Source organism: Virgibacillus oceani, assembly GCF_041521345.1.
Taxonomy (GTDB): domain Bacteria; phylum Bacillota; class Bacilli; order Bacillales; family Amphibacillaceae; genus Virgibacillus_N; species Virgibacillus_N oceani_A.
On sequence record NZ_JBGOHB010000024.1, the window covers coordinates 44,637 to 66,221 of the forward strand.

Sequence of the window (21,585 nt, forward strand, 5' to 3'; positions counted from 1 at the left end):
GTCACATTGGTGAACTCTTTACACCCAGCCCCTCTATACCATCGGTCTCGCCTTTGGTACTTCTTTTAAATAATCCTGGGTTGCCAAACATTCACGGAGTCTGCAGTCGGCGCTTGTTTATTTGGTAACTTACTCACAAATTTCCTTAATATGTTCGCTGCTCCGTTTATATCGGCATTTAACAGTAATCCTTTACAAGTACGATAAAGCCCACGTTTCACTCGTTTTCCAGTGAATACGGGATTATCCTTCTTTTCATCAAATATAGGAATATCATCCCCATCTATAAAACTCGCTTTTGATGTGTACGATTCTTCTGTCATGATGATACGAATCCCACATTTTTCCGCCTTGTATGTAATCATGTTGATCAACATAGCATGCGGAATGCCGACAAATGCTTGATTACTTTTTTTGCCCATATTTACTTCCTGCTTCCAGCCTTCGTTTTTCCCAATAATAATTGTGTCTACCTTTTTTTCCAAGGCAAGATTCACAACCTTATGACTGGTTTTATGAAAGATGTCCTTTAGCTTTCGGTGCCTAACCTGATGAAGCCGTTCTAACCTTTTTGACGTGAAAGGTCCTTCATTTGATGCCTTTCCATGACGAAGAATCCCAAGCAAATGCGCTTTTTGTTTATTGTAATATTGATTGATGGATTTAACATTTCCCCCTTTTATTACAAAAGGAGATGCACCCGTATTTGTCACCCCGGAAACGAGGTTATTTATGCCTAAATCCAGTGCCATGCATCTGTTGCTGTCCGTTGGTTCTATTGCGTCATATTCCACTTTTCTTACTAGTTCCACCACATAGTGACCATATTTAGGGATAATACGTACTTGCATTAATTTTCCTTCTGGCAATCCCAATTTGCCAATATTAAGCTTCAATTTTGTCCTCGGGAACTTTAAATACTTCTGTTCTTTTATGCAGCAATCCTGGTTGGTGAAAATAATTTCTTTTTCTGAGGTGCAGGAATATCCTGGGATGCGGGGTCTTGCTTTGTACTTTTTCGGATGTTCTTTGTAATCTTTTAAACAGGCGTAAAAACTTTTCCAGTTTTGAAAAACAGTTTTCATTACCCATTGACTGCTCTGTATTGGTAAGGAAAGATAATCGGGTTGCTTAATCACATGAAATAAGCTGTTTAGAAAATTATAATGAAGATATGGTTTTTCTTTTGTAGGTGCTTCAAATAAGTTACATGTGACTTCTTTTCGCTTTTCAACAGGCTTTTTCCTTTCTTTTTCCAGCCTGCGTCCGTATGCCTGTCGCTGTCGTTCATTCATAGGTTCCAAGTTTTGACGAATGGTTTCCAAAACTTCTTGTTGTAAGGGGTGCAGTGTTTCTGCTTTTAATCCAGTAAAAACCTGCCTGATGTAAAAATTAACTACATTATACATGTTTTTTGCATTTTGACACTTCTGGTTGAAGTATGGATGCATGCGATGCCCCGGCTTGATCCAGATTTGGTCCGTTTTATAATAAAACGTTTGATTCTTTTTTGACAAGACTTCACCTCCCATAAAGAATATATGTTCTTTTTATTGTAGCACCTATGTTCTTGATCGGGAAGTCGGAACCCTGATCCGAAGTCGATTCACCCCCTCCCTACTCACATGGTTCCTTGAGGATGGGGTACTCTCGACTGGGATTGATAGATTTACTATCTTTTCTCATTCATGTGAAAGAATATAATAAACTTGACTTAATGATGCGCCTTATTTTCCAGAAACAGGCCAGTCGCCCCATGCGCGCTCCACAGCCAGCATGCTATGATAAAGAAAACAAATTTAATAGAAAGCTGCTTTAAAGCTATATATAAGAGGTGATGAGAATGAAGGCTGATGCAGTTTTTGAAGGCGGCGGTGTGAGAGGTATTGCATTCGCTGGTGCTATTGAAGCAATGGAAGAACAAAATGTAGAGTGGATGAGAATTGCCGGGACTTCTGCAGGAGCAATAGTAGCAGCTCTTTTAGCGGCCAGATACACAAGTCAAGAAATAAGAACTGCTTTGGGGCAAATGGATTTCGGGCAATTCCGCGGCAGAACCTTTGTCAACCGAATCCCTTTGATTGGTAACCTCATGCAATTAGTGTTCTCTTTAGGAATGTATAAAAATGATTACTTGGAATCATGGATGGATGACCTTCTCACAAATAAAGACATTAAAACCTTCGCGGATCTACCAGAGGGGAAATTGAAAATAATCGCGTCCGATATTTCCTATGGTAAAATGCTTATTTTTCCGGATGACCTCCCCCGATATGGTATGTCCCCAGCAGATGTGAACATTTCAAAAGCAGTCATGATGAGCAGCTCGATGCCGTTTTTTTACAGACCTGTTATCTGGAAAGGGAAAAACGGAAAAAAGTCATATATCCTCGATGGCGGCCTGCTCAGTAACTTTCCTATATGGATTTTTGATGAGAAAAGGGAACCACGCTTCCCGACCTTTGGCTTTCATTTCGTAAAAGAAAATGTAATAGGAGATTCCATTATCCCCTCACCATTGCATTTGTTTGAAAACATTTTCAGGACGATGCTGCAGGCACATGATCTCCGTTATTTAAATGAAGATACAAGAGAACGCACTATTCAAATCCCCACCGGAGATATTACTGCTACAGATTTTAATTTAAGTGAAGCTGAAATTGACTCCCTTTATGCCTCAGGCTATGATGCTGCTACTCGGTTTTTGTCAACATGGGATTTTGCAAAGTATAAATTGAATAGAATACAATAAATGAGGTTTTCTTTCTGAAAATGCATACACCTTTAATTTGGAAGGTTACGTTTCGTGCTTTGTATAATGGCAAACTGATGATCAGTTAAACTACCCTGACTGGATGAAGGATAAAAAGGAGGAGCAGCGCACCGCGGCTCCCCCTCCTATCTATTTCGCCTCAACTATCACCTTGCACATATCATTCGTAAACGCTACTGGATCATCAATCGACAACCCTTCAATTAGCATCGCCTGATTGTACAATAGATTGGAATATAGATCCAGTTTCCCCTTATCCTGTTTAAATGCTTTCTGCAGTGACTGGAAAATTTCATGATTCGTATTGATCTCTAGCACTTTATCTGCCTGAACATCCTGGTTATTCGGCATGGCACTTAACACCTTTTCCATTTCCACGGAAACCTCACCTGCAGCAGACAAGCATACCGGGTGGGACTTCAATCGTTTAGAAACGACGACATCCGTCACTTTGCCCTGCAAAGCATCTTTCATATGGCTAAATAATTCCTTATGTTCCTCCTGCTGTTCCTTGCTTTCCTTCTCTTCTTCTTCATCAAATCCTAAATCACTGCTGGAAACAGACTTGAATTCCTTCCCTTCATAATCCATCAGCATTCTAATCGCAAATTCATCAATCTCATCAGTGAAATATAAAATTTCATATCCTTTATCTGCCACAAGTTCAGTCTGCGGCAAGCGTTCAATTTTCTCATTGGACTCCCCAGCTGCATAGTAAATATACTGCTGATCCTCAGGCATTCTGGAAACATACTCTTTTAAAGACACCAATTTCTTCTCAGTGGAAGAATAAAAAATCAGGAGATCCTTCAACACATCTTTATTGGCGCCAAACTCGCTATACACACCAAATTTAATCTGTCTGCCAAACGCACTAAAGAAAGTCTCATATTTTTCTCTTTCATTTTTCAGCATGCCTTCCAGCTGGCTCTTAATTTTCTTTTGGATATTTTTTGCGATTACTTTCAGCTGTCTATCATGCTGTAGCATCTCTCTGGAAATATTAAGGGACAAGTCCTCGGAATCAACCATCCCTTTTACAAAACTGAAATAGTCCGGTAAAAGATCCGCACTTTTATCCATGATTAACACACCATTGGAATAAAGCTCCAGCCCTTTTTCATATTCGGCTGAATAAAAATCAAATGGTGCACTTTCCGGGATATATAAAATAGAGTTGTAGCGAATCGTTCCATCCACATTGATATGCATGTGTTTCAAGGGCTTGTCAAACCCGTAATTCTTTTCAAGATAAAAATTCTCATAGTCCTCATCGGTCAGCTCACTCTTATTCTTTTTCCAGATGGGAACCATGCTGTTAATTGTTTCTTCTTCTGTATAATCAACATATTCTTCACTATCATCTTCTTTAGGCTTGCTCTTTGTCACATTCATGCGAATCGGGTAGCGGATAAAGTCAGAATACTTTTTCACGATTTCCTGCAGACGCTGTTCGTTCAGGAACTGGTCAAAATCCACGTCTTCCCCATTCTCTCTTAATTTCAGAATGATCTCCGTTCCCGTCTCTTCTTTATCATAAGGTTCTATTGTATACCCTTCCGTGCCTTCCGATTCCCACTTATACGCCTGGTCAGCATCTACCGCTTTACTAATTACGGTTACAACGTCTGCAACCATAAACGCAGCGTAAAAACCAACCCCAAATTGACCAATAATATCATGGCCGTCTTTGATTTCAGTTTCTTTTTTAAATGCAAGCGACCCACTCTGGGCAATCGTACCAAGGTTTTCCTCAAGCTGCTCTTTGGTCATGCCAATACCTGCATCAGAAATTTTAAGTGTCCGGTTCGTTTGATCCGGCTCTATTTTAATGTAGTATTTACTTTGATCAAAGCTGATCGTTTCATCTGTCAATGCCCTGTAATATGTTTTATCGATTGCATCACTTGCATTGGAAATCAGCTCGCGTAAGAATACCTCATGCTTTGTGTAAATTGAGTTAATCATCATTTCCAATAACCGCTTGGATTCGGCCTGAAACGTCTTTTTCTCCATTATTCTACTCTCCTTACTGCATATTTAAAAATAGTTTACACTACTTTTAATATCATATTGGTCAAATAAAGTCAATCTCTAATATCTGCTTATTTTTTAAATAATGGTCACATCCGCTGATTTTATTCATAGATATAAATCATTAAGTTTCCTCGATGCAAAACATTGTTCTTTACGACAAATACTTGACACGAGAGAACAAAAGCTTTAATTTAGTATTAACGATTTTATTTTGCCCTTAGGCAACAAAAGGGGAGGAAGGCAAATTGAAGATGTTAAACAAAAAGGTAAAAAGGCTTTTTATACTTAGTATCATCCTGTTTCTTGCAGCATGTGGCTCTGAAGAAGGAGCAGGAAACGAAGGAGTTGATAACGATGATGGAGAAAAAATGAATATCGTAACAACCATTGCACAAATTGGTGAACCGCTCGCCGAAATTGGCGGGGACCTGGTCGAGGTAACCAGCCTGATGGGACCATCCGTTGATCCGCATTTATATCAGGCTACACAGGGTGATATTTCAACTATTGATGAAGCGGATCTCATTTTTTATAACGGACTGAATTTAGAGGAAAATATGGTGGATATTTTTAACGAAATTTCCGAAACCAAGCCCGTGATGGCAATAGGAGAAACCATTTCAGACGATCTGCTTTTGGATGAAGAAGATGGTGTGACGGATCCGCATATCTGGTTTGATTTTCATTTATGGGAAGAAGCTTTATACCAAGCTGTGGAAGAATTAAAGGCATACGCGCCGGAAGATGCAGATTATTTTGAGGATAACTGGAATGCATATGTTTCCGATCTGGAAGAAGTGAAAAAGCATGCCGAAAAGCTTGCCGATATCCCAGCAGAACAGCGTGTGTTGGTTACTGCCCATGATGCTTTCGGTTATTTTGGAGAACTGCATGATATCGAAGTGATCGGCTTGCAAGGTTTAAGCACGGACGGGGAAGTTGGTATTTCCGATATTAATGAAACGATTGACATCATTAAAGATCATGAAGTTCCGGCCATCTTTATCGAAACAAGTATTAATGACAGTGCCATTCAGGCTGTACTGGAAGGTGCACAGGATGAAGGGCTTGAAGTAGAGCTTGGCGGGGAATTGTATTCTGATGCCATGGGAGAAGAAGATACAAAGGAAGGTTCCTATATAGGAATGTATAAACATAATGTCGATACGATTTATGAAGCCCTGACAGGAAATGAGGATGATTAGTGTGGAAAATAAAGTCGTCCAAGTGAAAGATCTTGCTGCAGCGTATCGGAAAAACACAGCCCTCCATGATGTCACGTTTGAAATAGAAAAGGGTTCATTAACAGGGATCGTCGGCCCTAACGGCGCGGGTAAATCCACCCTATTAAATACGATATTGGATCTTCATCCCCGCTTATCCGGTGAAGTAAAGATTTTCGGTAGACCTTTAAAAAAAGTGAAGAAAAAAATCGGCTATGTGCCCCAGCGCGGGTCGGTGGACTGGGACTTTCCAACGACGGCTATCGATGTCGTAACCATGGGGCTGTACGGGCAAATTGGCTGGCTCAGACGCCCCCGCCGGCATCATAAGGTTAAAGCTTATGATGCATTGAAGAAAATGGGGATGGATTTTTACGCCAACAGACAAATAAGTCAGCTCTCCGGCGGTCAGAGACAGCGCGTGTTTTTAGCACGGGCACTGGTGCAGGATGCTGACCTTTACATCATGGATGAACCCCTTGCAGGTGTAGATGCACAGACGGAGCGGGCGATTATGGCTATTTTAAAAGAATTAAGAAGCCGTGGAAAAACGGTGATGGTCGTTCATCATAATTTGCAGACAGTAGAAGATTATTTTGATTCAGTTCTGTTTTTAAACAGGACCGTCATGCATTATGGAAAGACAGAAGAAGTATTTACCAAGGAAAATATTGCCCAAACTTATGGGGGCAATATGCGCTGGATGGGAAAGGAGCGGGCTGATGAGCACACTGTTGTTAAGCAGTAACCTACAATGGGTTCTTGTAAGTACATTAGTGCTGGGCATTGCCGCAGGACTGGTCGGTTGTTTATCCTACTGGAAAAAACACGGCCTGATGAGTGACGCGCTTGCTCACGCTGCATTGCCGGGAGTAGTGCTTGCATTTTTACTGTTCGGTGAAAAGCATATTGCCGTACTTATCAGTGGTGCTGCCGTGAGTGCGTTTATTGGTGCCTGGTTTATCCAAACCATCCGCGCTTCCACAAGAATTACGGAAGATACTTCCATGGGAATTATTTTATCCGTATTTTATGGCTTTGGTATTATGCTGCTGACGATTGCTAACCGGACAGCAGGAGGAAACCAAAGTGGACTGGACAATTTTATTTTCGGCCAGGCTGCAGCAATGGTCCGTAGTGATATGTATACGATGATCGGGCTCAGTATTGTCGTTATTTTCCTGATTTACTTGTTGTTTAAGGAATGGAAGCTGTTTTTATTTGATCCATCCTTTGCGCAAGGTTCCGGTTTTTCCATCAAAGGAATGAGTGCTTTATATATGATTTTACTGGTAACGGTGATCGTCATTGGCATTCAGGCAGTTGGGGTGATTTTGATCGCAGCGCTACTGATCATTCCACCAGTAAGCGCCAGGTACTGGACAAAATCCTTTCATTGGATGCTGTTATTATCCGCAGGCATCGGGGGGATAGCGGGAGCAGGAGGCACCTTGATCAGCGCTATGGGCAGCAGTTGGCCAACAGGACCTTTTATTGTCATTGCAGCAGCTTTGATATTTGTATTTTCTTTGCTTTTTGGAAAGGAAAAGGGGATTTCGGTTAAATTTTTACAGTTTAAATATCATCAAAGACGAATGGGGTATAAAGAGGTAAACGCCCATTTCCCCTCAAAAGGAGTGAATTAAATGACCTATACTGGGTGGATTATACTAACCGCTTCTCTCGTAGGACTTACCTGTGGTCTGATTGGTGTTTTTTTAATTCTGAGAAAAATGGCGATGATGGCGGATGCGATTAGTCATACAGTACTGCTCGGTATTGTGGTTGCATTTCTTATTACGAGGCAGTTAAGCGGCCCGCCTATATTAATTGGTGCCATTTTGGCAGGCTTGGCTACAGCATTCCTTGTTCAGTGGCTGCATTCTCTCGGAGTGGAACATCACGCTTCCATGGGGATTGTGTTCACCACGTTGTTTGCGATTGGGGTTATCCTGATTTCAACAAGCGTCGGGAATGCCCATTTGGATGTTCAGCATGCTTTAATGGGAGAAATTACATTTATCCCGTGGAATACGATAACGTTGCCGATCATCGGTCAAATCCCTGAGGCTACGGCTTTACTGGCATTTGCCTTTATTGTGGTGCTGTTTTTCATCATCGCTTTTTATAAGGAATGGAAAATTACTTCTTTTGACCCGAAGCTTGCAGCAAGTTTGGGCATCCCGGTTGTTGCTATGCATTATTTATTTATGAGCCTTGTTTCTGTAACTACTGTGGCTTCTTTTGATGCTGTGGGTGCTATCATGGTGGTTGCCATGCTGATTACCCCGGCTGCGGCTGCTTACCTTTGGACAGATCGATTGGCTGTCATGCTTGTGCTTAGTGGAGCTTTTGGCGTTGCAGCCGCAGTGGGGGGCTATTATATTGCCGCTTGGATCGATACCTCTATTTCCGGCTCGATGGCATTTGCAACTGGGCTTATATTTTTGGTAAGTTTTGTGTGTGCGCCGAAACATGGGATAATTGGAAAGTCTATACGGCCGGAAGTGGCGTAGAAAGGACTTATCCAAAGTGGGGACCTGCTTATGGAGAGCAAGTTCTTTCTTTTTTATTAACAAGGAAAATGACATTTAGTGTTAGTTCGACAATGAATTGCATACCTGTTCCGTCTCTTTATTTTCATATAGTGATAAACACAGCTTAACTATTCAATTTTTATCGAACAGATATCCTGAATATCACGTTGGTATTCTATATTCTAATTGAATAAAGCAATCATCAAATGGCTATAATGACATACAATATGTATGAACATTAGTATGTACATTGGTAAAAAGTGGTGATATAATGAATGAGAAAAGATTTAGAGGGAGGGAAGACACAATGGAAACGACCTTGAAAAAGCAAGGGAATAGTTCTGCTGTGATTATTCGAAGTGAATGGAAAAAAGCCCTCAACATTGAGAACGGGTCTCCTCTGGAAGTGACTGTAGATTATGCAAATCAATCATTAATTATAAAACCGAAAAAAGTAACAAGAAAAAAATATTCGCTGGATGAACTGGTTGCTGAAGCAAAAACACAGTACCCTCCAGGAGAAATTCAAACAGGCAGCGTAGGAGATGAACAATTTTAGATGGGGGTGTCTTTAAAACAAGGGGATATCATTATATGTGATTTTGATGCCCAAAGTGGACATGAACAAGCAGGAAGACGATCGGCAATCGTAGTATCCAAACAAAGCTATAATGAAGTTTCTACTGTAACCATGGTTTGTCCCATTACAAGTACATCCAGAGATTGGGCTTTTTTTGTTGAACTGCCTGCAGGAATACAAACACACGGCAAGGTTTTTACAGATCAAGTAAAAACATTTGATTTAAAAGCGAGAAGATACAAATTTGTTGAGGAAGCACCACATGAAGTAACAGATCAAGTGATGGGCATTTTAGAGTCTATTATGTTTGATTAAACCTATCCTGGCAGTGATAAAGTACATTCCCATATTCCCCGAACCCGGAACCTGGGCATTTTAGGGTAAATAAAAAAACCGGTGAGAAAATTTACTCCATCGGTTTTTCATTTAAAACAATCACTCATAAGTCAGCCTCATTCTCTCCACAAATTCATCTTCTTCTACTACTACAAACCCATGCCTTTCATATAAATGCTTTGCCGCACTCCCTTTGAAAATAGCCAGGGATAAATGCTGATCCGTTTCACGATGTTTTTCGATAATATATTTTAGAATTTCCGAGCCGATCCCGTTCCCCTGAAACTCTGGCTTTAAATAAAAATGGCTGAGATGATGTCCGTGTTCTTTAGGAACAATCGAGATACAACCCATAAATTGATTCTCGGCTTCGACAATGTACGTTGTATACGGATCGAATTTTTCCATAAAACGCTGGTAAACGCGCTCCGGCTCAATACCGTGCCGCTTGATATCTGCTTCCATTACTTCCAGCCGAAGTGCAGCCAACTGTTCTTTATCGGCAATGGAAGATGGATACAGGCTAAATGTTGCTTGCATAAACCGAATCACCCCTCTTGCTGCGGATACATTTCCCTTAAAAAGGCTATCGATTGGTGAATCATTTTCCTTAAAACATCCACATCAATATCCGCTACTTTATTAATATACACACATGCTTTGCCTGTCGTATGCTTGCCAAAATCCTTCAGCAGTGCTTCACGATCAGGATCACCTGTCGCAAAGTACAGGCTGATTTTTGCCTTTCTTGGCGAAAAGCCGACCAATGGTGCATCCCCCTCATGACCCGAATTATATTTGTAATGATAGGAGCCAAAGCCAATGATGCTGGGTCCCCACATCTTCGCTTCATATCCGGTCTCCTCGGTGAAAATATCCAGCAGCTTAAGAGCCTCTTCCCGCTTTCTTTCATTTTCCACCTTATTAATGAACTCAATTACACTGGCGTCAGTTTCCTTTGTTTTTAGTTCGTACACACGAAACCCCTCCCTGCAAATCTATCCTTCATTATAATCAATTTTTTATACCATGTCTTCTTATTTGCCAAATCTGTTAAAATGAATATAACAGACTATTAAATAGAATTGGAGTGTATGAGATGGAGGAGAATTTTTATAAAATAGAATATGATTCACCGGTTGGAGTGCTGGAAATTATTGGTACGGACGAAGCGATTTATGAATTAAACTTCACGGATAAAAAGCAAACAGAAAATAATTTAGATCAAAATCATCCATCTATTTTCCACAGATGCAGCGAGCAATTGGATGAATATTTTCAGGGAAAAAGAAAAACATTTTCCATTGGTTATGTGCTGAAAGGGACAGAATTTCAGAAAAAGGTGTGGAACGCACTAACGGAAATTCCCTACGGAAAAACAGGAAGCTACCGGGATATCGCCATTGCTGTGAACAGTGAAAAAGCTGTCCGAGCAGTCGGCGGCGCCAACGGGAAAAATAAAATCAGCATTATTATCCCCTGCCACAGAATTATCGGTGCAAACGGGAAATTGACAGGCTATGGTGGCGGGTTGTGGAGAAAGGAATGGCTGCTGAAACATGAGCAGAAAAAAGCTGTTTAACATTATTAAAAATGAGAAGGAATACTGGCTTGTTGATCAGATGAAACAGAGTAATACAGCGAACGATGAATATTTAAAAGAATTTAATCAATTATTGAATGATTGGAAAACAGAAAAAGCAGGTTATATTTCCGTACTGATGGATCCAATGCTGGAAGAAGAGATGGTGAACCTGGGATTTCGTAAAATTTCCACAATGGTAGAATATACAAGAAGACTGGAACAGGAAAATTTTAGACAAACAGAGATACAAACACATTGTCTTGCTGAAGGCAGAATGACTGATCAGGAATTTGTTCAGCTGTATGAACTTTGCCGAAGTGGGACGGCAAATAAAAATAAGGAACAAACAATGGATCAAGTAATGAGCTCTTTAAGAAAAGAACTGGGGACGAATTGGCGTACTAATTGCTATATTTTCTCAAAAGATCAGGCTGTGATTGGAATGGCCATTCCCCATATTGAGATGGGAACCGAAGATGAAGGTCGTCTATTTTATTTTGGGGTGAAGCCCGAATACCGCGGGCATGGGTTTGGTAAAAAGATCCACTGGAAAACGCTGGCTCTTTTGAAAGACCTGAATGCAAGTTATTATGTAGGCAGTACCGATCAAGCAAACCTTGCTATGATAGGAATTTTTAAACAAAATGACTGCCATCTGCGTGACCGTAAAGCGATTTATCGAATGGAAAACGTGTAATTCAATTCAAAAGACTTCTCGCACTTCCGGGAAGTCCTTCAACATTTGTTGACGGGATAGTCCTCTGGACACTGATCCATTTGCGGGGTAAGTTAAACCAAAAAGTGAAACTCTATTCGGTGGGGGATTAGGCCTGCAGGAAGTAGGTCATGCAGACGTTGCCACAACGGTTTTCAGTGGCTAGGAACTATTGTATCTTAGTCCCAGGACATGGCGGTCGTAGTCTGCGTTCCCTCTCCCCCCACTGAATGTTAGCACCGCTGTGCAATGATAATAAGGTTGTTTAATTTTAAAGCTAAAAAAAGCATTACACCGTCCACATTTACGGATGGTGTAAAAATAATAGTGTATGATTTCTTGTGCAACTACCGAATACGAGCTTATGAACGTAACAATAAAGTCGTTTAAAAATCAAATCCTTATGCCACAATCGCGCCTTTAATTGAATAAAAAAATATTTTAATCTGGCGATGACTTTGTGCCTTCCCGCTTACCAGTTACAGCGGCTAGGATCAGCCAAGGTTCAATAAATAAATTAATCAGAACATGAGCAACTATTGGAGCGAGTATATTCCGATCAGCAACAATATACAAGATGGCAAGTAATCCACCAAGAACTGTAGTAGACAATATAAAAGGAAGCTGAGCACATACTCATCCCCCTTTTCCTGCAAGTTATTTTTATCAAGGTTCCAGTTCTCTATATGCCACTTCCTAATAATATCCATTAGGATCTAGAAAATTCTCGCTGAAGCTCCCCAAATTTCTGGATATTCCGGTTTTTGCATACATCCACTAGTGATATGTATCATAAATCTAATCTTTAATGATCAGCATGTTTGCGTCGTCAAATTCCCAATTCGAACCGTACGCAACTTCCCAGTAATAGCCATCGGGATCAATGAAATAACCTCCATATCCACCCCATGATAATGTTTGCGGTTCTTTCACAATTTGAGCACCGACTTTTTCGACTGATTGAAGAATATCATCAACTTCCGTTTCAGATTTTGCATTATAAGCGAGCGTGACTCCTGAGAACCCTCCTTTGGACAATTCAGGAGGGTTTTCTTCATTGATATCCTTTGCCAATTCTTCAAGCGGAAATAACTCTAATTTTGATCCTTCATTTCTAAAGAACGCAATGACAGGTTTTTCTTCATTTCCTGTGACCGATGCTTCAAAACCGATGTCACGGTAAAATTTGAGTGATTTTCCAATATCCCTTACACCTAAAGTAATGAGGTTAATTCTGTTCATACAAATCAGCTCCTATTTATTCGTTTCAGTAACTAACCATACCTCATGCTTCACTAATTGTATTGTAAAAATCGGACAAATTTACAGCAGATGGTGTTTTCCCCAAATATTTATTGAAATCATGTATGAAATGAGCCTGATCATAATATCCAAATTGGCTGGCAACAGTTAAAGGATTTGTTTTATCAACCAATGCCTGAACCGTTGACTGAAATCGGATAATCTGACAGAATTTTTTCGGACTCAAACCTATCCATTTATGAAATAGGCGATTGACTGTCCTCGCATCTGTAAATTCCATGCTGCATAGCTCATGAACAGAAATGTTTCCATTCCTGCTGAAAATTGTATAAAGCATATTATTCAAAAGACTGCTCGAGGTAGTTTTTCCAATTTTATTACTTAATTTCTTCAGCAAAAAGGCTTCAGCCCACTTTACTCTATCAGTGTTTGAGGAAGCATGTACAATATGTTCGCCAATTTGTCCTGTTAAAGATTTATTTATTTCGGAAATATCAACTATCATATTGGAAAATTCCTTCTGTTTATAATCCAAAAACGGCAGTGCACCACCTGGGAAGAAACGTATCCCAAAAAATGCCTTGTTTAGATTATTAACTTCTTCTGTCTGAAAATAGTGATCAAAAATCCCACAGTAAATCATATTGTATGTTTTTGTGGCAGTATCAAATTCCACAATAATATCACTGCACCCATCAGGAATTACTGTATCCGTAAAACTTGCAGGCGCGAAATGAACCCCTGGTACGGAGCTCCAATAGCAATGGATATATGGTCTTAAGGCTTGGGTTGGTCTATATTCTCGATAGATTGTATATTTGTTTGTCATTACTTTAGGTGTGAAAAGCTTATATAAACCGGTCAATTGAATCACCTGATTTGTTGTATTTAGTCACACTTTTTATTCCCTGTTTTTAAAAAATGTCTCATCAACATTCTTTCACTCAAAGTCCTCAAGCAATTTGCGCACTTCATCTGTTGATTCTGTCGTCATCAATTCATTTCTTAATTCACTTGCTCCTCGAAACCCGCGGACGTATATCTTAAAAAAACGACGAAGCGGCCTGAATGGGCGCGTCTCTATTTTAGAATACTTGTCAAAAAGATCCAGATGCAATTTTAAAAGGTTAAGTAACTCCTTACTGCTGCGGTCTTTCGGCTCTTTTTCAAAGGCAAATGGATTTTTAAAAATTCCACGCCCAATCATTACGCCGTCCACGCCGTATTGATTAATGAGTTCCAAGCCAGTTTGCCGGTCAGGAATATCTCCATTGATTGTCAATAGTGTATCCGGCGCCACTTCATCACGAAGTTTCTTTATCTCCGGAATCAATTCCCAATGCGCATCCACTTTACTCATTTCCTTTTTTGTACGCAGATGGATGGAAAGATTCACGATGTCTTGTTTCAATACGTGCATTAGCCAGTCATGCCATTCGTCTACATTAGTATAACCAAGCCTTGTCTTTACACTTACAGGCAATCCCCCTGTTTTCGCTGCTTGTATTAGATCTGCTGCCACTTCCGGACGGCGGATCAAGCCGCATCCCTTCCCTTTCGTAGCCACATTGGGTACAGGGCAGCCCATATTGATATCCAATCCACGAAAGCCTTGTTCTGCCATCCCAATACTCATTTGCCGAAAGTATTCCGGCTTGTCTCCCCAAATATGTGCTACAATTGGCTGCTCATCTTCTGTAAACGTCAAACGCCCACGCACACTTTGCTTCCCCTCGGGGTGACAATAGCTCTCCGAATTTGTAAACTCTGTAAAAAACACATCAGGTCTCGCTGCCTCGCTTACAACATGACGAAAAACAACATCCGTCACATCTTCCATTGGTGCCAGTATAAAAAACGGTTTTGGTAACTCCCGCCAAAAATTATCTTTCATATTTAAATCCTTTCATTATCGGACAACAGGATAAACCTTAGTCCTAAATATGTCCCTGCTTCTTTTACACTTATACCATGCAAATAGACGTTTATCAAACGATGTTAAATTTTGAACATTATACACTTTATAATCATGCAAGAAAAATAGAATACAATCTAAACTATGTTAGTAAAGTAACCGTACTTACGCCAGCATATAAATCATTCTAATTCAATTTAGCAAATGCTACTAAAGAACCTTTGTCGCAAGATTGAAATCCATTGTTTTCATAAAGTGAAACTTCATTCAGTGGGGGTTTTCTTTTCATCCACCACTGAATGTTAGTTGAACGAATGGGCCGTTACTGGCTGTTGGATCTCCCACTTAGCATTTTCATGTTTCCTTCATGCTTGAAGTGGGAATCTTACGACGTACAGGACGTGCTAGTGCCGACAATGCCACAATTCTTTATGATGGGACGAGGAACTACTGTCCCGTAGTCCCAGGACGTGGCGTTTTTGTCGGCCAGCCAGTTACACTGCGATAAAAATGTCTTACATCAGCTGCTTCTTCAGTTAATAGAACGTTTTGAAAAACATATTTATACTTTTTCAAAACTTGTTGCATCAGTTGAGTAGCAATTCCTTGATTTTGATAAGCATTTAACACAAGCAAACCTTGAATGTAAATAATTGTTAATCGAATTAACCCGACTAATTCTTCACTTTTCCAGGCAGATATAACGTCTAATGATTCTTCTGCTGTTTGTTGAAGAACTTCTAAATCCTGTGTATAAAAATACCATTGTACGTCAGTATATAATCTTTCTAATTGTTCTACAGGTATGTTTTTATTATCATGAAAATTTATCTCCATTTATTTCCTCCTCAAAAAGACAAAGGATTCCTTCTCTGATTATACCAAGAATAGCTTTAAATTGGGTAATCTATGATAGATTTAAAACTGATTTTATTTTTTGTTAATGATTTATTTGCGGCTAGTAGTTTTCATTCGCTGAAATGGTGGTACGCCGGGAGGAGGAGGCTAGAAGAGTTTATTTTGAAAAATGGATAGAGACACGAAAAAGTTCCCCCCTATACTATACTACCAGGACAAGGAACCAGGCTCTAAGTTTTCCCTCTTTAAAACATCCATTACCTTCCGCATTTAAATCACAGGATACACTGCTTCCAGTATTGGATTCGTATAATATGGCGGACGCTCACCTGTTTTAGGCATCTCCCAAGTGTCTTCCTCATATCTCATAATCACTTTTTCATCTGATTTATCTACAAGCAAAAGCTTCGTTTCGGGATAAAATTCGAATCGCAATGGATCACCTCCTCCTCTTTTTTTACCTCTCACCTTTCATCAGGAACTTGTTACTTCTCCTCCATTTACATGCAGAACCTGACCAGTAACGAAGCGGGAATCATCTGAAGCAAGATAAACGTAAGTAGGAGCAAGCTCAAATGGCTGGGACACACGATTCATTGGATTATTTGTAGAAGCAAAAACAGCGATCTGATCGGACGAGAAGCTTGCAGGTATAAGTGGCGTCCAGATTCGGCCTGGTGCAACCGCGTTTACACGGATTCCCTGGTCAATCACATTTTGTGACAAGGCTCTTGTAAATCCGATATTGGCAGCTTTTGTGGCTACATAATCAATCATGACAGATTCTCCGGCGTAAACAGTTACAGAAGTCGTGTTAATGATGGAACTTCCTGACTTTAAGTAAGGGAGTGCTGCTCTTGTCGTATAAAAGTGAGCGTAAATATTCACTTTAAAAGTGTTGTCAAATTGTTCATCCGTAATATCCAATAAGCTTAGCTGCTGGAATTGTATACCAACATGGTTGCAAAGGACATCCAGCTTTCCAAACGTCTTTATCGTCTTTTCTACAATGGCAATACATTGGCTTTTTTTCCTAAGGTCTCCAGGTAATAACAAACATCGCTGTCCAATTTCCTCGACTCTCCGCTTTGTTCTTTCTGCGTCCTCATGTTCATCTAAGTAGGCAATGGCCACATCCGCACCTTCCTTGGCAAATGCAATGGCAACAGCAGCGCCGATTCCACTGTCCCCTCCAGTTATAAGCGCAACTTTTCCAGTTAACTTGCCACTTCCCTGATAATTCGGGTTTTCAATGATTGGTAAGGGGACCATCCATTTTTCCACACCAGGCTGTCTAAGCTGACGCTGTTCTGGTGCATTCAACGGTATTTCTTCATATTTGGTGATTTTTCCATAGTTGGGGTACATTGGGTAGGGAGTTGTTTTTTGATGATCCTTAAACCATTGCTGTAGCTGTTTCATTTCCTGCAGCTTTTTCTCATATTCCTGATCCATGAAATGCCTCCTCTTGTTGTTATTTATATATAAATATGAGGCGTGGTCAGTTTATATGTTTGTTGTGTTTATGCATGGATGAGATTGGCCATTATTGATGATACTATTGAATAACTTGGGATATTATTTGTTGTAAATTTCATTTATTTACTTGCATTATTTTCTGAAAAATGGTAACTTAAAAATGTAAAATTATTCGTTAAAGGAGTGAGGGGTATTTATGTTTTTATCTGTAGTGCTTCAACTTGTATTTGCTTAAAGATGGGATAAGTATGCCCTTTTTTACTAAGTCAAATGCAAGTAACAAGCAGCAGATATTTACCTGAACCCTTCTAATAGATACCGGTGCTTACAGAAAATGGATAGCACTTTTGGGCAGGGCATATCGCTCTGCCTTTTTACTTTTTTAAGGAGTCGTGACTGTTCTCCTCTTGTGCTTGCTTTGTACTTAACCAAACATTGACATTCGTGACACAAGGAGAGAAAATGATGAGTATTGTAGATGTACAAAATTTAACGCACGGATTTGGTGATAAAACGGTCTTGCGGGATGTTTCATTTCGTATGATGAAAGAAGAACATATAGGTCTTACTGGCCCTAATGGTGCTGGAAAATCAACGCTATTGAATATTTTGACAGGACAGCTGCTCCCTGATGCAGGGGACATCACCTGGCATCCAAATGTGAAAGCAGGTAATCTTCAGCAGCATATCAACCTGAATACAGGAGATAGTATACGTACGTTTTTACAAGGAGCATTTAGTCACTTATTCCATGCAGAGAAAGAAATGCTTTCATTGACAGAAGAGATGGGTGATTTGAAAAGCACCAAACTTAATTCAGCCTTGAAAAAATACAGTGATTTACAAACATGGCTGGAACAAAGCAATTTTTATGGCATTGACGCGACAATTGAAGATGTTGCTGCAGGACTTGGGCTAACTCAGCTGGGAATGGATACAGATGTCGGCAGCTTAAGTGGAGGACAGCGAACAAAACTGTTACTGGCAAAACTTTTGCTGCAAAAACCTGATTTATTGCTGCTTGATGAACCGACAAACTATCTGGATACGGCACATATTGAATGGCTCACGTCCTATTTAAAGGACTACCCACACGCTTTTTTGCTGATTACACATGATACACATTTTATGAATGAGGTAGTTCATGTCATTTTTCATTTGGAGCATCAAAGGTTAACCCGATATACAGGAAATTACATTCAGTTTGAAGCGGCATACAAACTGCGCAGAAGACAAATTCACCAGCAATTTGAGCGCCAGCAGGAGGAAATTAAAAAGCTGGAAATATATGTTCAAAAGAATAAAGCACGCGCATCCACAGCAAAACAAGCGAAAAGCCGGGAAAAGAAATTGCAAAAGATCGAACGGATTGAAAAACCAACGTCAAATCCCCCGGCACGATTTTCATTTTCTGTGTCACACGAACCTGAAAGTGTGCTGCTGCAGGCAGAAAATTTATCTATCGGATATGAGTCTGCCTTGTTTTCGTCTATTCACTTAAAGCTTGAAAGAGGAGCAAAAGTTGCTTTGACAGGACATAATGGCATTGGTAAAACAACAACATTAAAAACATTGCTTAGTGAAATATCCACACTTGGAGGCGCTATCTCCCTGGGAGAACGCGTTCTGCCAGCATATTTCGAGCAGGAATTTCACTCCCATGCAACCCACACAGCACTGGATGAAATTTGGTCGGCATATCCAGATCTCATGCAAAAAGAAGTGCGTAAAAAGCTTGCCAGATGCGGCCTGAAAACGGAACATATTTTTCAGCCATTGCATTCATTAAGCGGCGGGGAACAAACAAAGGTTCGTTTATGTAAACTCATGCTTGCCAGCAGCAATCTGCTTGTGTTGGATGAACCAACAAACCATCTGGACATAAATACAAAAGAGGCACTGCAGGAAGCTTTAATTGCGTATGATGGAACGATCTTACTCGTATCACACGAGCCTTCTTTCTATGAGGGCTGGGTAACAGAGGTATGGGATATGGAGAAGTGGATTTAATTCCCAGTTTAGCAATCGGTAAGAAACTTCCATATTCCATCCATGGTACGATAACAATTAAGATATGGAAAGGGAGATGGAAATGAATGAATAATAACCTGAATGACAGGTGCTGTTCAGCTAACGCAAAAACTAATATGACGTTAAATAACAATGAAACAACAAACCACAAAATCGTGTCAAGAGAAAAATGGATTGAAACCCATCAGGCCTTTCTTGAAGAAGAAAAAGCATTCACCCGTCTTCGGGATAAACTGAATGCAAAGCGACGCCGCCTGCCTATGGTTGAAATTACAAAGCATTATATATTTCAAGGCAAGGGCGTAGAAACTAGTCTCTATGATTTATTTGCGGGATATAAACAGCTCATTGTGTATCATTTCATGTTTGATCCCAGCTGGGAGGAAGGCTGTGACGGCTGCTCGATGATGGTTGATAATATGGGGCATCCGTCACATTTGGAGGCACGCAATACAAGGCTTGTCCTGATTTCAAGAGCACCCATGGAAAAAATAGCACCTTTTCAACAACGCATGGGCTGGGAAATCCCATGGTATTCTTCCCATTCCACTGATTTTAATCAGGACTTCGGTGCAACGACAGAAGCGGGTGAAACACATGGTTACAGTGTGTTTCTGTTGGACGGTAATAGAATTTATCATACCTATTCCACTGGGGCACGCGGTGTAGAATATCTGGGAAGCAATTGGAGTTACCTTGATATTACACCATTTGGCAGGCAGGAACTGTGGGAAGATTCACCGCCTGGGATTGATCAGACACAAACTTATGAATGGTGGCGGCATCATGATCGATATAAAGTGTGAGTGTATTCAATCGATCTTTAGAACAATAATGTATAAGAATCATTTTAAAATCCAGTAGATGGGAAAATGAAGCTGTGACAGAACCTGAGGAAACATTGAGAGACGAACATTCTACTATAGTAGCTCCGGAAATATCCGTAGACTCCTGAGGGAGGTCGGCTAGGTTCGGTCACGTCCTATGACCAACGCCGACACTCGCACACCCTGTGCTTGCGTCGGAATCATCGATGTAGACCCCGGAGCGGTTTTTAAGTGCAAGTTTAGGGAGGTTCGTATTTTTGTTTACTACAATTGTTTTATCCAGCTGTATGAATCACCCCGGCTCCCTTTCGCATTGTTAGAAAAAACCAAGCTGCTTAGGAGTAAGTCCTTCATACGTAATACCCAGCATTTCCTGAAGTTCCTTCGCATTCCCCGCAGCATGTCCACCGGAATTGTTGTTGAACACGATATAAAGTTCTTCCGTTTCTTTTTCCAGTTCTATAATTCTATTTTTCCATTCCATTAATTCATCCTGATTATAATCATATAGATAACGTACTTCCCGCCAATTAGTATCTGCACTATTCGGTTTATTCCATCCATGGATATTTCTCCCATGCATCCGGATCATTGTTTTTTCGGAATTTGTTACCACCGGTACAGTAGGAATCGAATTGCTGCCTGCTTGGGGTTCATCCACAATAGAGTGAATCCAGCCCTCCTCTTTCATAAACTGTAACGTGCTATCACGATATTTTTCCGAGAACCATGATTGATTTCTGAATTCCAATGCAACAGGAAGATCCTCCATCATCTTTTTGCAATAGCGCAAATAATTTACATTCTCTTTTTTACAGGTAAACCAAGGCGGAAACTGAAAAAGGATACACGCTAATTTCCCGGCATGGATATAGGATTCCAGTGATTTTTTGTAAGCCGTGAACATCTCTTTTACTGAATCAAAAGGCTGATCATCCCTACGCTGATGTCCGGTCATTCCCTGATATGCCTTTACTATAAAACGGAAATTATCCGGGGTATCTGCCACCCACTTTTTCACGTTCTTTTCTGGCTGAATCGCATAAAATGCGGTATCGACTTCCACGACAGGAAAATGACTGCTGTATTCTACTAATTTATTCTTTGGTTTTACATTGCCGGCGTAAATGGAATAGTGGTCTCCCCATCCGGTTAATCCGATATAATTCATTCGGACACCTCCACAACTTATCATATTAAATTTACAGCAAATATGGAAGTGGAGCGTCCATGTCATGTATACTGTAATTAGGAATCATAAAGGAGCTTTATCGGAAATGAAAGTAAAAATGAATGTACAAACAGCCTACCGCGGGGATTTATTGCGTGCTGGGAAAATCTATGAAATCGATGAATCAACAGCAATGCGCTGGGTCGCCAGTAAATTAGCGGAAAAGGTAAAAGAATAGCTGAAAAAGGGTCATTC

24 protein-coding genes are annotated in these 21,585 nt (G+C 40.3%); 12 read left to right on the top strand and 12 right to left on the bottom strand.

What is annotated here, in order from left to right; all coding sequences use genetic code 11:
* Nucleotides 1-65 precede the first annotated feature (65 nt).
* Nucleotides 66-1,451, bottom strand: coding sequence for an RNA-guided endonuclease InsQ/TnpB family protein (locus ACDX78_RS16445; RefSeq protein WP_486029275.1), 1,386 nt, complete (start codon nucleotides 1,449-1,451; stop codon nucleotides 66-68).
* A gap of 392 nt (nucleotides 1,452-1,843) precedes the next feature.
* On the opposite strand from ACDX78_RS16445, the gene ACDX78_RS16450 reads away from it, so the two are divergent.
* Complete coding sequence (locus ACDX78_RS16450; RefSeq protein ID WP_486029244.1) at nucleotides 1,844-2,752, top strand: patatin-like phospholipase family protein; 909 nt, start codon at nucleotides 1,844-1,846, stop codon at nucleotides 2,750-2,752.
* A gap of 150 nt (nucleotides 2,753-2,902) precedes the next feature.
* Here the strand turns inward: ACDX78_RS16450 and htpG are convergent, their stop codons facing one another.
* Nucleotides 2,903-4,789, bottom strand: a complete 1,887-nt coding sequence (gene htpG, locus ACDX78_RS16455) for a molecular chaperone HtpG (protein ID WP_486029245.1) — start codon at nucleotides 4,787-4,789, stop codon at nucleotides 2,903-2,905.
* A 272-nt stretch (nucleotides 4,790-5,061) separates the two neighbouring features.
* Between htpG and ACDX78_RS16460 the strand changes: the two genes are divergently transcribed.
* The 6 genes from ACDX78_RS16460 to ACDX78_RS16485 all read left to right on the top strand — a co-directional run bounded on the left by ACDX78_RS16460 (nucleotide 5,062) and on the right by ACDX78_RS16485 (nucleotide 9,465).
* Nucleotides 5,062-6,015, top strand: coding sequence for a metal ABC transporter solute-binding protein, Zn/Mn family (locus ACDX78_RS16460; protein WP_486029276.1), 954 nt, complete (start codon nucleotides 5,062-5,064; stop codon nucleotides 6,013-6,015).
* A gap of 1 nt (nucleotide 6,016) precedes the next feature.
* Nucleotides 6,017-6,781: a metal ABC transporter ATP-binding protein gene (locus tag ACDX78_RS16465; RefSeq protein WP_486029246.1), complete on the top strand. Its 765-nt coding sequence runs from the start codon at nucleotides 6,017-6,019 to the stop codon at nucleotides 6,779-6,781.
* Nucleotides 6,756-7,679, top strand: coding sequence for a metal ABC transporter permease (locus tag ACDX78_RS16470; protein ID WP_486029247.1), 924 nt, complete (start codon nucleotides 6,756-6,758; stop codon nucleotides 7,677-7,679). The genes ACDX78_RS16465 and ACDX78_RS16470 overlap by 26 nt, the downstream gene beginning before the upstream one ends.
* Complete coding sequence (locus ACDX78_RS16475) at nucleotides 7,680-8,549, top strand: metal ABC transporter permease (protein ID WP_486029248.1); 870 nt, start codon at nucleotides 7,680-7,682, stop codon at nucleotides 8,547-8,549. It begins immediately after the preceding gene.
* A 292-nt stretch (nucleotides 8,550-8,841) separates the two neighbouring features.
* Nucleotides 8,842-9,129, top strand: coding sequence for an AbrB/MazE/SpoVT family DNA-binding domain-containing protein (locus ACDX78_RS16480; protein ID WP_486029249.1), 288 nt, complete (start codon nucleotides 8,842-8,844; stop codon nucleotides 9,127-9,129).
* On the top strand, nucleotides 9,130-9,465 hold the full coding sequence (locus ACDX78_RS16485) for a type II toxin-antitoxin system PemK/MazF family toxin (RefSeq protein WP_486029250.1): 336 nt from the start codon (nucleotides 9,130-9,132) through the stop codon (nucleotides 9,463-9,465).
* 120 nt (nucleotides 9,466-9,585) lie between these two features.
* Here ACDX78_RS16485 and ACDX78_RS16490 read toward each other — a convergent pair whose 3' ends face one another.
* Entirely contained in the window at nucleotides 9,586-10,026 is a 441-nt protein-coding gene (locus ACDX78_RS16490; protein ID WP_486029251.1) for a GNAT family N-acetyltransferase, read from the bottom strand.
* A gap of 8 nt (nucleotides 10,027-10,034) precedes the next feature.
* On the bottom strand, nucleotides 10,035-10,463 hold the full coding sequence (locus ACDX78_RS16495) for a DUF1801 domain-containing protein (protein WP_486029252.1): 429 nt from the start codon (nucleotides 10,461-10,463) through the stop codon (nucleotides 10,035-10,037).
* A gap of 122 nt (nucleotides 10,464-10,585) precedes the next feature.
* On the opposite strand from ACDX78_RS16495, the gene ACDX78_RS16500 reads away from it, so the two are divergent.
* Both ACDX78_RS16500 and ACDX78_RS16505 read left to right on the top strand, forming a co-directional pair.
* Complete coding sequence (locus ACDX78_RS16500; protein WP_486029253.1) at nucleotides 10,586-11,068, top strand: methylated-DNA--[protein]-cysteine S-methyltransferase; 483 nt, start codon at nucleotides 10,586-10,588, stop codon at nucleotides 11,066-11,068.
* Complete coding sequence (locus tag ACDX78_RS16505; protein ID WP_486029254.1) at nucleotides 11,046-11,768, top strand: GNAT family N-acetyltransferase; 723 nt, start codon at nucleotides 11,046-11,048, stop codon at nucleotides 11,766-11,768. Before ACDX78_RS16500 ends, ACDX78_RS16505 begins: the two co-directional genes overlap by 23 nt.
* Before the next feature lie 459 nt (nucleotides 11,769-12,227).
* Here the strand turns inward: ACDX78_RS16505 and ACDX78_RS16510 are convergent, their stop codons facing one another.
* The 7 genes from ACDX78_RS16510 to ACDX78_RS16540 all read right to left on the bottom strand — a co-directional run bounded on the left by ACDX78_RS16510 (nucleotide 12,228) and on the right by ACDX78_RS16540 (nucleotide 17,277).
* Entirely contained in the window at nucleotides 12,228-12,398 is a 171-nt protein-coding gene (locus tag ACDX78_RS16510; protein WP_486029255.1) for a hypothetical protein, read from the bottom strand.
* A 186-nt stretch (nucleotides 12,399-12,584) separates the two neighbouring features.
* A complete protein-coding gene (locus ACDX78_RS16515; protein ID WP_486029256.1) occupies nucleotides 12,585-13,028 on the bottom strand; it encodes a VOC family protein in 444 nt (147 codons plus the stop codon).
* Between the two features lie 43 nt (nucleotides 13,029-13,071).
* Nucleotides 13,072-13,914 (bottom strand): DUF6597 domain-containing transcriptional factor, encoded by an 843-nt coding sequence (locus ACDX78_RS16520; RefSeq protein ID WP_486029257.1) that lies wholly within the window; start codon nucleotides 13,912-13,914, stop codon nucleotides 13,072-13,074.
* Between the two features lie 75 nt (nucleotides 13,915-13,989).
* Nucleotides 13,990-14,943 (bottom strand): tRNA dihydrouridine synthase, encoded by a 954-nt coding sequence (locus ACDX78_RS16525; RefSeq protein ID WP_486029258.1) that lies wholly within the window; start codon nucleotides 14,941-14,943, stop codon nucleotides 13,990-13,992.
* A 468-nt stretch (nucleotides 14,944-15,411) separates the two neighbouring features.
* On the bottom strand, nucleotides 15,412-15,801 hold the full coding sequence (locus ACDX78_RS16530) for a GNAT family N-acetyltransferase (protein ID WP_486029259.1): 390 nt from the start codon (nucleotides 15,799-15,801) through the stop codon (nucleotides 15,412-15,414).
* 291 nt (nucleotides 15,802-16,092) lie between these two features.
* A complete protein-coding gene (locus tag ACDX78_RS16535) occupies nucleotides 16,093-16,257 on the bottom strand; it encodes a hypothetical protein (RefSeq protein WP_486029260.1) in 165 nt (54 codons plus the stop codon).
* 39 nt (nucleotides 16,258-16,296) lie between these two features.
* Complete coding sequence (locus tag ACDX78_RS16540; protein ID WP_486029261.1) at nucleotides 16,297-17,277, bottom strand: SDR family oxidoreductase; 981 nt, start codon at nucleotides 17,275-17,277, stop codon at nucleotides 16,297-16,299.
* Nucleotides 17,278-17,766: 489 nt separating this feature from the next.
* Here ACDX78_RS16540 and ACDX78_RS16545 point away from each other — a divergent pair, with 489 nt between their 5' ends.
* Together ACDX78_RS16545 and ACDX78_RS16550 are read left to right on the top strand one after the other, a co-directional pair.
* Entirely contained in the window at nucleotides 17,767-19,311 is a 1,545-nt protein-coding gene (locus tag ACDX78_RS16545; RefSeq protein ID WP_486029262.1) for an ABC-F family ATP-binding cassette domain-containing protein, read from the top strand.
* 86 nt (nucleotides 19,312-19,397) lie between these two features.
* A complete protein-coding gene (locus ACDX78_RS16550; protein WP_486029263.1) occupies nucleotides 19,398-20,138 on the top strand; it encodes a DUF899 domain-containing protein in 741 nt (246 codons plus the stop codon).
* Between the two features lie 337 nt (nucleotides 20,139-20,475).
* Here the strand turns inward: ACDX78_RS16550 and ACDX78_RS16555 are convergent, their stop codons facing one another.
* Nucleotides 20,476-21,330 carry a DUF72 domain-containing protein gene (locus ACDX78_RS16555; protein ID WP_486029264.1) on the bottom strand — a complete coding sequence of 285 codons (855 nt, stop codon included), beginning with the start codon at nucleotides 21,328-21,330 and terminating at the stop codon, nucleotides 20,476-20,478.
* A gap of 64 nt (nucleotides 21,331-21,394) precedes the next feature.
* Between ACDX78_RS16555 and ACDX78_RS16560 the strand changes: the two genes are divergently transcribed.
* A complete protein-coding gene (locus ACDX78_RS16560) occupies nucleotides 21,395-21,568 on the top strand; it encodes a hypothetical protein (RefSeq protein WP_486029277.1) in 174 nt (57 codons plus the stop codon).
* Nucleotides 21,569-21,585 lie beyond the last annotated feature (17 nt).

Coding starts and splice junctions, on each gene's coding strand:
- ACDX78_RS16445 (WP_486029275.1), bottom strand. CDS start 1,451: ATGCATCCATACTTCAACCAGAAGTGTCAAAATGCAAAAAACATGTAT.
- ACDX78_RS16450 (WP_486029244.1), top strand. CDS start 1,844: ATGAAGGCTGATGCAGTTTTTGAAGGCGGCGGTGTGAGAGGTATTGCA.
- htpG (WP_486029245.1), bottom strand. CDS start 4,789: ATGGAGAAAAAGACGTTTCAGGCCGAATCCAAGCGGTTATTGGAAATG.
- ACDX78_RS16460 (WP_486029276.1), top strand. CDS start 5,062: ATGTTAAACAAAAAGGTAAAAAGGCTTTTTATACTTAGTATCATCCTG.
- ACDX78_RS16470 (WP_486029247.1), top strand. CDS start 6,756: ATGAGCACACTGTTGTTAAGCAGTAACCTACAATGGGTTCTTGTAAGT.
- ACDX78_RS16475 (WP_486029248.1), top strand. CDS start 7,680: ATGACCTATACTGGGTGGATTATACTAACCGCTTCTCTCGTAGGACTT.
- ACDX78_RS16480 (WP_486029249.1), top strand. CDS start 8,842: ATGAATGAGAAAAGATTTAGAGGGAGGGAAGACACAATGGAAACGACC.
- ACDX78_RS16485 (WP_486029250.1), top strand. CDS start 9,130: ATGGGGGTGTCTTTAAAACAAGGGGATATCATTATATGTGATTTTGAT.
- ACDX78_RS16490 (WP_486029251.1), bottom strand. CDS start 10,026: ATGCAAGCAACATTTAGCCTGTATCCATCTTCCATTGCCGATAAAGAA.
- ACDX78_RS16500 (WP_486029253.1), top strand. CDS start 10,586: ATGGAGGAGAATTTTTATAAAATAGAATATGATTCACCGGTTGGAGTG.
- ACDX78_RS16505 (WP_486029254.1), top strand. CDS start 11,046: ATGAGCAGAAAAAAGCTGTTTAACATTATTAAAAATGAGAAGGAATAC.
- ACDX78_RS16515 (WP_486029256.1), bottom strand. CDS start 13,028: ATGAACAGAATTAACCTCATTACTTTAGGTGTAAGGGATATTGGAAAA.
- ACDX78_RS16525 (WP_486029258.1), bottom strand. CDS start 14,943: ATGAAAGATAATTTTTGGCGGGAGTTACCAAAACCGTTTTTTATACTG.
- ACDX78_RS16530 (WP_486029259.1), bottom strand. CDS start 15,801: ATGGAGATAAATTTTCATGATAATAAAAACATACCTGTAGAACAATTA.
- ACDX78_RS16540 (WP_486029261.1), bottom strand. CDS start 17,277: ATGGATCAGGAATATGAGAAAAAGCTGCAGGAAATGAAACAGCTACAG.
- ACDX78_RS16545 (WP_486029262.1), top strand. CDS start 17,767: ATGAGTATTGTAGATGTACAAAATTTAACGCACGGATTTGGTGATAAA.
- ACDX78_RS16550 (WP_486029263.1), top strand. CDS start 19,398: ATGAATAATAACCTGAATGACAGGTGCTGTTCAGCTAACGCAAAAACT.
- ACDX78_RS16555 (WP_486029264.1), bottom strand. CDS start 21,330: ATGAATTATATCGGATTAACCGGATGGGGAGACCACTATTCCATTTAC.
- ACDX78_RS16560 (WP_486029277.1), top strand. CDS start 21,395: ATGTATACTGTAATTAGGAATCATAAAGGAGCTTTATCGGAAATGAAA.